The sequence below is a fragment of the Candidatus Thiodiazotropha sp. AKAK2 genome (genome assembly GCF_058244685.1).
The window spans coordinates 52,997-66,646 of record NZ_JBSYOP010000039.1 but is presented as its reverse complement, the minus strand read 5'-3'; the positions used below and the strand labels follow the sequence as shown (position 1 = coordinate 66,646).

At 52.7% G+C, this 13,650-nt stretch carries 11 protein-coding genes; 2 read left to right on the top strand and 9 right to left on the bottom strand.

Annotated features, from left to right (window positions below):
- Window positions 1-125 precede the first annotated feature (125 nt).
- From adk to AC4IE8_RS21555, 3 genes are all read right to left on the bottom strand, one after another.
- The gene (adk, locus tag AC4IE8_RS21565; protein ID WP_068994035.1) at window positions 126-770 is read right to left on the bottom strand and encodes an adenylate kinase; all 645 of its coding nucleotides are present in this window, start codon (window positions 768-770) and stop codon (window positions 126-128) included.
- A gap of 406 nt (window positions 771-1,176) precedes the next feature.
- A complete protein-coding gene (gene htpG, locus AC4IE8_RS21560) occupies window positions 1,177-3,084 on the bottom strand; it encodes a molecular chaperone HtpG (RefSeq protein ID WP_068994041.1) in 1,908 nt (635 codons plus the stop codon).
- Between the two features lie 159 nt (window positions 3,085-3,243).
- Complete coding sequence (locus AC4IE8_RS21555) at window positions 3,244-4,695, bottom strand: TIGR03016 family PEP-CTERM system-associated outer membrane protein (protein ID WP_490792022.1); 1,452 nt, start codon at window positions 4,693-4,695, stop codon at window positions 3,244-3,246.
- Between the two features lie 392 nt (window positions 4,696-5,087).
- Between AC4IE8_RS21555 and AC4IE8_RS21550 the strand changes: the two genes are divergently transcribed.
- Both AC4IE8_RS21550 and AC4IE8_RS21545 read left to right on the top strand, forming a co-directional pair.
- Window positions 5,088-6,722 carry an alpha-D-glucose phosphate-specific phosphoglucomutase gene (locus tag AC4IE8_RS21550; protein ID WP_068994049.1) on the top strand — a complete coding sequence of 545 codons (1,635 nt, stop codon included), beginning with the start codon at window positions 5,088-5,090 and terminating at the stop codon, window positions 6,720-6,722.
- Between the two features lie 132 nt (window positions 6,723-6,854).
- Window positions 6,855-7,154 (top strand): DUF2934 domain-containing protein, encoded by a 300-nt coding sequence (locus AC4IE8_RS21545; RefSeq protein ID WP_068994052.1) that lies wholly within the window; start codon window positions 6,855-6,857, stop codon window positions 7,152-7,154.
- A gap of 150 nt (window positions 7,155-7,304) precedes the next feature.
- Here the strand turns inward: AC4IE8_RS21545 and AC4IE8_RS21540 are convergent, their stop codons facing one another.
- The 6 genes from AC4IE8_RS21540 to AC4IE8_RS21515 form a co-directional block, all read right to left on the bottom strand.
- Complete coding sequence (locus tag AC4IE8_RS21540; RefSeq protein ID WP_490792021.1) at window positions 7,305-8,216, bottom strand: DMT family transporter; 912 nt, start codon at window positions 8,214-8,216, stop codon at window positions 7,305-7,307.
- A gap of 429 nt (window positions 8,217-8,645) precedes the next feature.
- Entirely contained in the window at window positions 8,646-10,733 is a 2,088-nt protein-coding gene (locus AC4IE8_RS21535; RefSeq protein WP_490792020.1) for a TonB-dependent copper receptor, read from the bottom strand.
- Window positions 10,734-10,964: 231 nt separating this feature from the next.
- Window positions 10,965-12,194 (bottom strand): tetratricopeptide repeat protein, encoded by a 1,230-nt coding sequence (locus AC4IE8_RS21530; RefSeq protein WP_490792019.1) that lies wholly within the window; start codon window positions 12,192-12,194, stop codon window positions 10,965-10,967.
- Entirely contained in the window at window positions 12,194-12,811 is a 618-nt protein-coding gene (locus AC4IE8_RS21525; protein WP_068994067.1) for an energy transducer TonB, read from the bottom strand. Before AC4IE8_RS21525 ends, AC4IE8_RS21530 begins: the two co-directional genes overlap by 1 nt.
- Window positions 12,811-13,221: an ExbD/TolR family protein gene (locus tag AC4IE8_RS21520; RefSeq protein ID WP_068994070.1), complete on the bottom strand. Its 411-nt coding sequence runs from the start codon at window positions 13,219-13,221 to the stop codon at window positions 12,811-12,813. The genes AC4IE8_RS21525 and AC4IE8_RS21520 overlap by 1 nt, the downstream gene beginning before the upstream one ends.
- Window positions 13,221-13,649 carry a MotA/TolQ/ExbB proton channel family protein gene (locus AC4IE8_RS21515; RefSeq protein WP_068994073.1) on the bottom strand — a complete coding sequence of 143 codons (429 nt, stop codon included), beginning with the start codon at window positions 13,647-13,649 and terminating at the stop codon, window positions 13,221-13,223. The genes AC4IE8_RS21520 and AC4IE8_RS21515 overlap by 1 nt, the downstream gene beginning before the upstream one ends.
- Window position 13,650: the final 1 nt, after the last annotated feature.

The following is a 13,650-nucleotide window of genomic DNA, read 5'->3' as shown; positions in this document are numbered from 1 at the left end:
GCAGATAGTATCAGAATAGAAGGTGGAATGCCTGCCGGATTACCTATCCCCTGAACTGCTTTTCAAAACAAAGAGGGGCCGCGACAATTGTGCGGCCCCCCGAGCTTTTTCAATCCGATTTTTGTTTAGCCCAGACCTTGATAAATCTGATCCCGGATTTCATCAACCCCGCCTACTCCATTGATTTTTATGTATTTACAATCACCAGCATCGGCTTCAGCGCTGTAGAAGGAGATCAACGGTTCAGTCTGGTCATGATAGACCTTGAGACGGGCTTTCACGGTATCTTCCTGGTCATCATCCCGCTGGATCAAGTCTTCACCTGTCTCATCATCCTTACCCTCCACTTTCGGTGGGTTGTAGATGACATGGTAAGTACGACCGGAAGCCAGGTGGACACGACGCCCTGACATACGTTTAATTATCTCCTCATCGGGTACATCGATCTCAACCACCGCATCAATCGGCACACCGGCCTCTTTCAGAGACTCTGCCTGGGGAATGGTGCGGGGAAAACCATCAAACAGATAGCCGTTCTTGCAATCATCTTCGCTGATCCTCTCCTTGACCATGCCCATGATGATCTCATCTGAGACCAAGCCGCCCTCATCCATAATCTTTTTCGCTGCAACTCCGAGCTCGGTACCTGCTTTGACGTGAGCTCTCAGCATATCGCCGGTGGAAATCTGCGGTATCTGATATTTCTCTTTTATGTAGTTCGCCTGCGTACCCTTACCGGCACCTGGGCCACCCAACAAAATGACGCGCATTATGATTCTCCTTTGGTTGTAATTGATCTATCCGGATTTTTTCTGGATGCTAAAACCTGGGGCTTCAGCCTGTGCTTTCCGAATCATGGGCCTGAGTTTGCCATGCCCGACAGACGGGGACCAGTTGAGGCTATCAATAGGCGGATACAGGTCACTTATGGAGTGGATGCAGAATCTGTTCACCTGGCGGTGACCCATCCCCGCTTGCCCATCATGCAGAAACCGAATTAACTTTATCCGCTAATATATTGATAATAATTGTTTTTATACTGATTCTCTTCATCAGTCCATAAAAGACTGAGTCGTTTATTCAGCGGGTAACCCTATTCGGCTGAGGTTCGCCTGGAGTCATTCGGCCTGGGCAGACCGATTGATCATCAGCCTGCCCGGGTCCGATTGGAAGTGATTATTGTCCGGCCAGTTTCAGCATCAGGCTGTTCAGACGCCGCACAAATGCGGCAGGATCATCCAGTTGACCACCTTCAGCCAGCTGTGCCTGATCAAACAGCACTTTACTCAAATCACCGAACCGCTCTTCATCAGACTCATTTTCAAGTTGCACTACAAGTGGGTGAGTCGCGTTTACCTCCATAATCGGCTTGGTCTGTGGTGCATCCTGTCCGACCGATTTAAGCACCCGCGCCAGATTGGCACTCATGTCATGCTCCTCAACAACCAGACAGGCCGGAGAATCGGTCAAGCGTTGACTCACTCTGATCTCTTTGACGGACTCCTGCAGTACCTGCTGCATTCTTTCAAGCAGCGCCTTATGCTCTTCCGCCTGCTTCTCCTGACTCTCCTGCTCTTCCTTGTCATCCAGCTCACCGAGGTCGAGTTCACCTTTGGCAACAGAATGCAGGGGCTTACCATCAAACTCTGTCAGGCTGGTAACCAGCCACTCATCCACCCGGTCTGAGAGCAGCAATACTTCAATACCCTTTTTCTTCAGCACTTCAAGATGCGGACTGAAACGGGCAGCGGCCGCTGAATCAGCGGTGATATAGTAGATCTTATCCTGTCCCTCACGCATTCTGGAGACATAGTCGGCCAGCGAGACGGTCTGCTCATCCTGCTCGTTATGGGTAGAGGCGAATCGCAGCAGCGCAGAGATTTTCTCCTTGTTGGCATAATCTTCTGCCGGTCCCTCTTTCAACACCTTGCCGAATTGATCCCAGAACTCCTGGTACTTTTCCTTGTCGTTCTCCGCAAGCTTTTCCAGAGCTCCGAGCACCCGCTTCACATTGGCCTGGCGAATGGTGTCGATTTTCCGGTTGTGCTGCAGGATCTCCCGGGAGACGTTGAGTGGCAAATCATCGGAGTCCACCACCCCTCTGACGAATCGCATATAGCGAGGCATCAGTTTTTCAGCCTCATCCATGATGAATACCCGTCTGACGAAGAGCTTCACACCGTGCTTCTGATCCCTGTCCCACAGGTCGAATGGGGCACGGGAAGGTACATACAGCAGGGCTGTGTATTCATTGTTGCCTTCAACCCGGTTATGGACATGGAGTAGCGGATCCTCAAAGTCATGGGAGACATGCTTGTAGAACTCGTTGTACTCCTCATCACTGATCTCGCTGCGGCTACGCATCCACAGGGCGGTTCCTGTATTCACCCGTTCGAATTCTGCACTCTCAGGCTTCTCCTCATCCTCTCCATAGAACTCCTTTTCCATCTCCACCGGCATGGTGATGTGATCGGAAAATTTGGAGATGATATTGCGCAGCCTGAAGCCTTCCAGGAACTCGCTTTCGTCTTCCCGCAAATGGAGAATGACATCTGTTCCACGGGACGGCTTGTCGATGTTTTCAATGGAATAGGAGCCCTGACCCTCCGATACCCATTGAACGCCGTGTTCATGTCCAAGACCGGCTCTGCGGGTCTTCAGAGTCACTTTGTCAGCAACGATAAACGCCGAGTAGAAACCCACACCGAACTGCCCGATCAACTCACTGTCTTTGGCCTGATCACCGGACATGGCCTCAAAAAACTTGCGCGTGCCGGAGCTGGCGATGGTACCGATGGTTTCGGTCACATCCTGACGACTCATACCGATACCATTATCGGAAATGGTCAAAGTACCGGCATCCTTGTCAAAAGTGACCCGAACCTTAAGCTCCGGGTCTTCCTCGAAAAGCGCCTCATCGGTGAGCGCTTCAAATCTCAGCTTTTCTGCGGCATCCGAGGCATTCGAAATCAGCTCCCGCAGAAATATCTCTTTGTTACTGTAGAGGGATCGAATAACGAGATTCAGTACCTGGCTGACTTCTGCCTGAAAATCCAGGGTTTCTTTTTGGGATTCAACGGTCATATTGGAGAACGGCCTCTGTTATCAAGGTAGATACAAGAATTCCTGGAAAGCGGTCTGACTCGCAACGGGCGTTACCACCCTGCACCACTTCCAGGATTACAAAGTGGTCAGATAGTTGGGATCGTTGGCCTGTTTTTCAAGGCCGGATGTTCATTAGATTTAAAAACCAGCCACGAATCCGATATTTACACGATTCTCTTCATAGGTATTCAATTCAGTTTCCCCATCCCGTTCAAGATAGCTGAAACCGATTGCCACCCTGGCATCCTGACCGAGCAAGTAGCCGAATCCTACAGAGGCGGTCCACTCGTCATAGTTGCCGTTATCCTGCTCATGATCCGACCAGAAGACACGGGCCAATCCGGTAAGCTTGCGGCTGATCAGTCGACTGAATGAGATGGCAGCCGTGCTATCCTCGGTATCCTGAATGTCGTCCACGTAATCCCGTTTGATGTACCCTCCACTCACTTCAATGTGGGTACGTTGGGTGCTGAACAGATAGGAGGCATCGACACGATCGAGCTCGTAATACTCCGCACTCAGGGTGGAGACACCGGTAACCTGTACCGGCGGCGGATTGTCAAGCACCGCATCCCGCACCACATTGCCAAAGGCATCCTGGCGCTGGAACAGTGAAGTATGGGTCGCTTCATCACGGGCACTGATGTAGTCCCGCGTATAGGTGGCGCGCCAGACCGAATTACTGGCCCGATGCTCAAAATCCATGTAGTAATCATCACCGAACGCCCGCTCACCGCCGCCAATGGCAAAACGGGTACGACTGGTTGGCGTGAATACAACGCCTACCGACCAGATTTCACCATCGACATCTTCACCGTTGAACAGTTCGTATTCTTCATAACCTGCTGCAAAGGCCACTGCCCAGCGGCGGGTTATCTGTTGTAGAAACTCCCCGCGGTAGGTCGAGATCTTATTGTCCTCGTCGGTTTCGGAAAAGTCTTCCCTGGTATGGCTTGCAGAGAGCTCCCAGACCTGGGCCGTCGAGTAGGTACCGCTACCGAGTACCAGATCGTAATTCTGTGAAGTACTGTCAACCTCGGTATCCTCTTCATAGTCGACCTTGTCAGTCGAGAAACGCGCCTCCAGAACGCTGACATTGCCGAACCGGGTCGTATAATAGGGACTTGCCCCCAAGGTGTAATAGTCCAGATTCTCGGTTGGACCAGTGACACCGTCCGGGCTGTTGCGATTGGAGGAGATCCGGGTCTGGTCGGCCGTTGCCCAAAGATCCAAATAGAGATGGTTCTCCATCAGCTCCGCATCAGCGTTGGTGCGCAGCATATGCACCGTGTCGTTATCCCTGGTCTCCTCTTTGTAGTAGCGGTATTCAGGGGAGTAGTTGAAATCCAGATTTGCCCTGGCGCCTTCCCGCAGAATGGATATTCCGGGTCTTACAAGGGTGACATACTCTGTCTGCTTGTCATCATTGGTCAGCAGCGCATTGTCTGTGTAGATCTCGTCCAGTGTGATCGACGGGGAGACGATCCACTCCGCCGATTGAGATGCCAATGGCAGTGAGAGGATACTGCACATGCCCAGCATGCGTATCGCCAGTTTACGGTCGTGCCTGTGATTTTTTACGCAAGACATCCTATCCACCCCGTTTGTATCGGTCTTAATTGAGTCATGTTGTATCTTTCATCCATGTTTGCGTCAACAGCGACGATCCTAACTGATCCCGTGAGACGGAGGCTCCGCAAGGGGGGAACCTCGGTGAGAACACTAGTGGGGCAGGCATTCTACCACGCTTTATTGTGCTTGAAGTTATCTACTGCACAAATCTTCAGCCTGACATTTCACCCAGATGGAGGCATGGCCGGTCAGCACGAATCCAATCGATCTCACGAAACCTGTCGCTAATCTTCCTACAATCACCCGGACATAACCAGGCAATATGTCACCATCCGCGCTTCAACTGACTACGCCAATTATGATTGAATAGCAGCTATCTCAGTAATCAAACCCGATGAAGTAAATAAATCATGAACAGCAACATTGTCGCCAGCCAACCTTTTGATGACCAGCGCCCAGGCACTTCCGGTCTGCGGAAAAAGGTCAAAGTGTTTCAGACTCCCCACTACCTGGAGAATTTTGTACAGTCCATTTTCGACACTCAGACCGACCTGACTGGCGGCAGTCTGGTATTGGGTGGGGATGGACGCTTCTATAACCGTGAAGCGATCCAGATCATCCTCAGAATGGCGGCGGCCAACGGTGTCGCCAAGGTGATTGTCGGTTTGGGCGGTCTGCTCTCCACCCCGGCCGCCTCCTGCCTGATTCGCAAATACAAGACGGATGGGGGGATCATTCTTTCAGCCAGTCACAACCCCGGCGGGCCGGATGAGGACTTCGGCATCAAATTCAACACCCCCAACGGCGGACCTGCCCCGGAATCGGTTACCGAGGCGATATTCAGTCGCACCAAACAGATCGACGCCTATCGCATCACGGAACAGGATGATGTGGATCTGGATCAGGTCGGCGAAATGCGGATTGGTGAGACATTGATCCAAATTGTCGATTCTGTAATCGACTACACGGAACTGATGGCGGATCTGTTCGATTTTGAACGTATTCACCAGTTGTTCAATTCCGGTGCGTTCACGATGTGCTTTGATGCCATGCACGCGGTCACCGGCCCCTATGCCAAACATATTTTCGAGGAACGGTTGGGTGCTGAACCGGGTACGGTGATCAACAGTACGCCCAAAGTTGATTTCGGTGGTGGCCACCCGGATCCGAATCTGGTTCATGCTCACGAATTGGTCAATCATACCCAGGGACACAGCGGTGTCGACTTTGGTGCGGCATCGGATGGGGATGGAGACAGAAACATGATCCTGGGACGTGACTTTTTTGTCACCCCCAGTGACAGTCTGGCCGTGATCACAGCCAATGCCCACCTGGTTAAAGGCTATACCTCAGGCATCAGCGGGGTCGCCCGCTCCATGCCCACCAGTCAGGCAGCGGACCGGGTTGCCGAGAAACTCGGCCTCGAGTGTTATGAAACCCCGACCGGTTGGAAGTTCTTCGGCAATCTGCTCGATGCGGGAAAGATCACCCTGTGCGGAGAGGAGAGTTTCGGCACAGGCTCCAACCATATTCGGGAAAAGGATGGCATGTGGGCCGTGCTGTTCTGGCTCAACCTGCTCGCAGTCAGGCAGCAGTCTGTCGAGTCAATCGTGCGTGAACACTGGAAATCCTATGGCCGAAACTACTACACCCGCTATGACTATGAAGCCATCGATAAGGCTGCAGCAGAAGCATTGATGCAATCGCTGGGCGATAAGCTCGACAGCCTGGTGGACAGCGACATTGATGGATACCAGGTGGCATATGCCGACAACTTCTCTTACACGGATCCGGTAGACAGCAGCATTTCAAGTAATCAGGGTATCCGGATCGGCTTTACGGATGGATCAAGGATTGTCTTCAGACTTTCAGGTACAGGCACTCAGGGTGCAACTTTAAGAGTCTACCTGGAGGCCTATGAGCCAGATCCACAGAAACAGACGTCAGCCACAGAAGAGGTGATGAAGCCTCTGGTGGCGATTGCTCAGAATCTGGCGGAAATCGTACAACGCACAGGCCGTACCGAGCCCACAGTTATCACCTGAATTTCTGGACAATTCCGACAACGATCACTATAAGTTTGCCTGAGAAAAAAATAATTACAGCTTCAACCTGGATCCATGGATTCAGGTTTGAATTTTGATACCGATATTTAACGACACTTTAGAGGGCATAGCGTGAACAAGAAGCAGGAAAAAGAGAACGAGAAAAAGGTTTCAAATAAGAAAACCGTAAAGAAAAAGGCTGCCAAACCCAAAGTTGCCAAAAAGAAGACAGCCAAGAAAAAAGTCACTAAAAAACGGGTCGCGAAAAAAAGCACTCCAAACAAAGGGTTAATCAGTCCACGGGAACGTTACGAGATGATCGCCACGATGGCCTATTATCGAGCTGAGTCACGTAACTTCGAACCCGGTTATGATGTGCAGGACTGGCTCGATTGTGAAGCGATCATTAACGACATGCTGAGCAAAACCTGATTCCAATCAACCCGGTTTGTAAGCGAGCCCTGATCTTGTAACAGAGAGCGGGGTTCGCTTATGCCTGAACGATCTGAACTGGTGGTGCAGAGTGGGCGCATTGTGCAGAGTTAAGCCTGACCACTCAACCGGCTCGAGATAAATTCAGGATCACCGTGAGTTACGGGCTGACAGCGAGGCCAGCAACCGCTGGTGAAGCCAGATCATTAGACCGGCTCCGACGATCAGTACAGACCCAACATAAAATGGCCAATCCAACAGATCGTCAAAAAAGATCACGCTGATCAGAGCCGCAGCGACAATCTGTGCATTCAGATAGGGTGAGAGCAGCGATGCTGAAGCCATATGGAATGCCTTCACCAGCAAGAAGTGTCCACTTGCACCCAATGCACCGGTAACCACCAGATAGACCCACTGGATTGGTGAAGGCTGCTGCCACCAGATTGGCAGTGACAGAGTCAGAATCACGGCACCGGCAAAGGTGGTGTGAAACAGGGTTGTCTGCTCGCTGTCATGCCCCTTCAGGGCTCTGGTCAGTACAAAATAGAAGGCCAGGCAGACAGCTGCCAGACAGGCAAGCAACAACGCCGGATCGGGATCACGAAACCCAGGCCTGACGATGAGCAGCACGCCGATAAAACCGATCCCTACCGCAGACCATTCAGTGGCGCCAACCTTCTCCTTGAGAAACCAGCCGGCCAGCAGAGTCACCAGCACCGGAGCAAAAAAGACAATTGAGGTGGCATCCGCCAGGGATATTGTCTGAATGGCGCTATACAGACTCAGCGTAACCCCCATCAGACAGATCGCCCTGATCAGCTGTATCCCTGGTCTGTTGGCTCGGACAAAAGTAAAACCACTGCGGGAGGAGAACAGGATAGCGACAATCAGAGTATGAAAAAAATAGCGCGCCCAGACCACCTCGGGCATTGGCAGATCGCCCATCAACCACTTGCCCAGGCCATCCATGATGGCCAACAGGAAACAGGCGAGTATCGTACTGATGATTCCCCAGAATAGATGTTGCACCTTCGCTTCGGGTGGTGGAACAGTTTGGGGCATGAAGGGAGCCTGGAAATCGCCGTTTCTGATTCAGACGGGATTGTATCCCGCTTTTACACATCCTGTCTTCAGCAAATCAGATTGTCAGGCCCTTGTGTAGTGTCCTATATCGTTTGACGATTATAAAAGCCTGGAAGTACCTCATGTACCTACAGAGTCGTAGGAAAGATGCCCACCAACAAACGCGAATGAACGCAAATCGACCTTATCCAACAAAAGTGCTTCGGACGGTTTAACAAAGAAAGATCATACAGCGTGGAATTGATACCAATCCCAAACTGTCATTGTGTAGTCAATCTAACCCTACTTTGCTCCAGGGCTGCAGGATACCAAACGGAATCAAGTTGCGTTCATTCGCGTCCATTTGCGGAGTTAAAAAAACAGGGTGGAAGCAAAGCCCCCACCCTGCTCATTCAGCAGCGACCCGGATCAGAACCGAACCCCAGCTTTCACCCAAACCTCACGGCCCGGCTCATTGACCTGAATCGCTTCCGGATTGAATGGATCCGCATTGGCGCGGTTGACATGGTAGGCGTAGCTCTTGTCGAGCAGATTATCGATACCGAAACTCACTTCGGCCGCTTTGGCAATCTCATAACTGCCATACAGGTCGATCACCCCCCATCCCGGTGTCTCCTGAACATCCTGGCCACTGCCATTCTCAAGATCCGCACGGGTCTGTTTTGCATTCATGCGCACATTGCCACCGAACTCCAGAGCGCCGATGGTATATTCCATACCGATTGTGGCTTCCAGAGGTGAGATCTGGGCGATGTTGCGATCATCCGTGGTGTTTTCCGCCCGTACGTAGGCCAGACTGGCGGTAGTACTCAGGGAATCCATAATCTGGTATCCACCTTCCCACTCAATACCATAGAACTCAGCATCCACATTGCGATAGATGTTGGCTGTGCCATTGGCCACCAGAATACCATCCTGGCCACGCGCCTTGTCACGCAGGATATAGTCGCTTACATCGTTGTAGAAGACCGAAACATCGGTATCCCAGGCCCCACCCTGCCAGCGCAGACCGGCTTCCAGCTGATGGTGTTTTTCAGGCTCGAGTTCCGGGTTACCCACCCAGCTCATATCCATCATGGTCATCATATTGCGTGAAAAGCTTGCCAGATAACGTTCCGTTGCGTCTGCAGTCCGGACACTACGGCTGAAGCCGGTGTAGAAGGTGCCGTCACCGACTTCCCGCTCATACTGAACAAAACCACCAACATTGTTCTCCGTGGTCTCGTCGGAAGTGTCGGCGTAGTAGGCCGCATAGAGGTTGTTTGGCGTTGGGCTTGGACCCAGATCGGGTTTCTCATCACCCCGTGAGATGGAGGCATCGACCCGATCGTATCGCAGTCCGGCCTTGACCCGATCCAGAGTACCAATCGGTTGGGAGACTTCCATGAAGATACCGGTCTGCTCCAACTCGGCGCCAGGCCACATGATGGACTGCAGGGTGGTCGGCTCCATATTCGCCATGCCGGAGAAACGATCCGCATCGCGCTCATTGTTTTGAACATCGAAACCGACTGTCAGAGTGGTCTCTCCCAGCATCAGGTCCGCCAGCAAGCGTCCGCCTTTGGTATCGGAGGTTGTCGGCACACTCATACGCATCGGAGCGGTCAACTCGCGTAGTGAATAGTTGTCCATGAGATGATCGACTTCACTTGAATAGATCTCAGCCTTGATTGCCGAGAACGGACCAACTTCATCATTCTGCTCATACTTGAGTCTGATGTTGTCCGCATCACTCATTGGCGAATCCATGCCGGCGCCGGCATACAGAGCATCATCTTCACGGGTCGCTTCCAGATTCAGCTGCAGAATCTTGTTGGTGTCTGGGGTATACCCCAGAATCAGATTGCCGGACTGTTTGGTGAATGCGGAGCGAACCTCATTACCATCACCATCCTCGTAGTTGTCCGCATCTTTATAACCAATGATGCCGCGGGCAAAACCCAGCTCCGTACCGGCCGCCACATCAACCGAGGCCTCTTTGGTTTGAGAATTACTCTTATAGCCGACTTCGGCACTGCCCAGATAGGGTTTACCCTCCTCAAATACCGGCGCATTGCGTTCGAACAGCACGGTGCCGCCACTACCGCCACCACCATAGATAACGGTCTGCGATCCCTTGATCACGGTGACACTGTCGTAACTTTCCATGGCTGAATAGGCGGTTGGAGGGTCCATTCGGTTAGGACAGCCGCCATGGATGTAGGCGCCATCCATGATGATGTTGAGACGATTCTGACTCTGACCACGAATAATCGGATCGATACCCTGGCCACCCATACGAATACCGGATACACCGTTTATGTCCCTGAGGAAATCCGCTGCATCGCCAGGAATACCGCTTGAAGCCCCATCCATTGGCGCTGTTGTTACTGCTGGACTGGTTCCACCTTCTGCTTCAACCACTACATCCTGCAGATCTTCCGTATGTTCATCTGCCACTACTGCCTGAGCGGTTAGTATGAAACTGATTGCCAATGATAGGGCCGTAAAACGCATCGATTCACCTCTATTATTAAATTCTTGGAAACAGTGTTAAATAGCAGTTTTCGAGCCAAAAACCTTAAGCGACTGATATCTAATGATTAGGTCCGATTGTCGGTGGCGGAGTAGAATCGGCAATACGGCATATCACACAACGAGTGCGGCATATCACACAGCCGCATGCCGTACGACCGTTAGACGCCCAGTGGGTCATGTAGTAGATGAAGTAACGATCAGACAGCCCCACTAGGGGGTGGCAAGATAGTCGATCCAGCGTTGGGCAAGCTCAGTCTGTTGAGGCTTGTCAGCCAGTTTCAATGCCGATTGGAATGCAGAGAGTGCGGCTGTTGAGTCGGCCAGCCGATAGTGGGTGCTACCCAACAGCAACCAATCTTCGAAAGCCGGTTTGCGGGCCAGTTTGATGCCCTGTGCCAGATGTTGCTGAGCCTCCTGCCACCGCTCCTGCTCCATCAGTAAACGCCCCATTCTGAGCAGGGGCTTGCCTGACGTATCGATCTCCGCCAACTGCTTCAGCACCTTGATCCCATGCTCCGGCTCTCTTGCCAATAACCAGGCATCAACCAGCAGAGTCAGGGATTCCTTGCGCAGCCTGATAACGCCTTGTTGAATACCCTCACTGATCAGTTCCGCCGCATCCAGAGGATTGTTGAGTTGCAGATAGAGTTTGGCCAGCCGGATCAGGCCGCTCTCATCGACCAAGTTTTTGGAAGCCGCCAGTGACAGCACGGCTACCGCTTGCTGCTCTCGGCCCAGTTGCAGCAGAACATCTGACAGCTGCTGCCAATATTGGGCTTTGGCCGGGTATTTATTCACCAGAATCTGCAACACGGGTACGCTTGGCTTGTATTGCCTGGTCTCAAAATAGAGTCCCACCAACATCTGATACCAGGACTCCTGTGGTGAGTCGGACTGCTTGATCGCCAGTTTCAGAGCAGAGATCGCCTTGCTGTACTTTTTCAACGCATAGTAAAAACTGGCCAGTAACACCCGTGCCTGGGGAGTGGGCTTTTCGCTCTGTTCAAACCAGCTCTGCAGCTGTGCAAGCCCTGCTTTATAGCGCTCTTGCTGATACATCAGCTGGGCCAGGGTGTAGCGTAGATTCAGGCTGACCCCGGCTGGCAATACGCCGGATTCCACCGCAAACAGAAAATGATCGATGGCCGAGGGGTAGTCCTTCAGGCCAATACTCAGATAACCATAAGCCTGACGGGTCAGTGCCGTCTCATCCGGATTCTGCTTGACCCGCTCCAGTAGAGCATCCAGTTCGATACGGGCACGCTGATACTTCTCATTGCGTATCAGTGCATCGATCATGAACAGATAGTCGTAGGTGTAGCGCTTCGCATCGGCTGCATCCTTGGGCAGCTCATCGGCGGCATGGAGTGGCGTGCACAGCTGCAGGCTCAGGCCAACCCCGAGACACCAACACACCATGACTTGCTTTACAGATCTCATCAGTTCAAACGATAGCTAATGGTTTGGGTCGCAACCCTTGAAACCGCCTTGCCATCCACCACTTTGGGGTGAAACTGCCAGCGGCTGATGGCCCGCAGCGCCGATTGTTCAAAATAACCCACTGGTTCAGCCTCGATGACCTCCGCATCACTGACCGATCCGTCCGGGTTTATGGTAAAGCGCAATACCACTTTTCCCTCGACATGGCGCATCAGTGCCCGTTGTGGATAGCGGGGTGGAAAACGCATTCGCGGCACAGGCTCTGCCGCCAGGGTTGTCGGCATTTCCGGCCGTACACCGATATACGGGCCAGTGCCGATCTGCAGCGGGATATCCAGTTCAGGGATTTGCCACTCCGCAAGCTCGGGGCGATCCACAGCAAGGGGCTGCAGGGGTGTCTCCGGTACCGCCGGAGGTGGTTCCGGCAGCTCCTCCACCTGCTCAGGCTCCTGTTGGGGAGGCGGCTCCGGCTCAGATTTCAGACGCACGAACTCAATGATCTCTGATGAGACCAGTTTATCCACCTGAATCGTCTTTTCACTCAACATCCGGTCAAGCAGCAGAAACAGGGCCAGGTTCACGGCCACGGCAATCAGCACAGCAAGCAGAAAACGCATTACTCCTGATCCCGGGTTGCCGCAATGGAGACACTATCCACTCCGGCAAGGCGCGATTGATCCAATACCCGGATCACCACACCGGTTGGTGCCTCCCGATCGGCCATGATGACCACAGCACCCTCGGGATTTTCCGCATGCAGACGCTCCACATTGGCCCGAACAGCCCTTATGTCAACCCGGCGTTTGTCGATCCACACCTCACCCTTGTGGGTGACGCCGATCAGAATTGCCGCCTGCTGTTTCATCGTGGCTGTGGCGGCACTGGGACGATCCACCTCAACCCCGGTCTCTTTGACAAAAGATGAGGTCACCATGAAAAAGATCAGCAGGATGAACACCATGTCGATCAACGGGGTCAGATTGATCGCCAGTTCACCGTTCTCGTCATCGACATGCTGATGGCGCATCAGAGACTCTCCTGGGGCGTGGCGTGGTAGCTCAACCGATGTTGCAGATCGCTGGAGAAGTAGTAGCCGGAAAGCGAGGCCATCAGCCCGGCCATGGTGGTGATCAGGGCCTGTGAAATTCCGCCGGCCATCCCCCGGATATTGCCGGATCCATGTTGCGCGATTACATGGAAGAGCTCGATCATCGCCTCAATGGTACCGAGCAGTCCAACCATCGGGAGAATCTGTACCAGGGAGATGATCAACGGCAGCCAGGGCATGCAGCGATCACTGACCTGGTCGCCATTGCGCCACCAGATATGCAGATAGAGATAGATGATCAGGCTCCACATCATCAGGGAGAGCAGCAGGATCAATAACAGGATCATACCGCCCCGCTCCAGCAGGCGCAGTGCATCGAGTGGTAACCAGTTCAGCAGGATCTCCATC